Origin of the sequence: Adlercreutzia sp. DFI.6.23 (assembly GCF_024462535.1) — a bacterium.
In the GTDB taxonomy this organism is placed as follows: Bacteria; Actinomycetota; Coriobacteriia; order Coriobacteriales; family Eggerthellaceae; genus Adlercreutzia; species Adlercreutzia rubneri.
Genome location: NZ_JANGBP010000803.1, coordinates 1 through 288, shown reverse-complemented (window position 1 = coordinate 288; position 288 = coordinate 1). Strand labels below are relative to the sequence as shown.

Here is a 288-nt window from a genome sequence, read left to right as displayed (position 1 = left end):
CCGTGAACCCGTCAGCTGCCGCGGCCCGGCGCACTTCCCCGAAGATGAAGCCCTTGCAGAGATAGCAGCGGTCGGCGGGATTCGCGCAGATAGCCTCCTGAGCCAGCACGTCCGCTTCCACTACCGTGAGGGGCACATCCAGCGCCGCCGCCACAGCACGGGCGTCATCAAGCTCGAAATCGCGCTGGAAGGCAGTCTTCACCAGATAGGCGCGCACCTCGCACCCCGCCAGCTTCGCCGCCGCCAGAAGCAGCGCCGAGTCGCAGCCGCCCGAGAAGGCCACGGCCA

At 68.4% G+C, this 288-nt stretch carries 1 protein-coding gene; it reads right to left on the bottom strand.

What is annotated here, in order from left to right:
• Positions 1-288, bottom strand: a 288-nt coding sequence (locus NE591_RS15540) for a 7-cyano-7-deazaguanine synthase (protein ID WP_256157136.1), incomplete at both ends; no start/stop codon positions are given.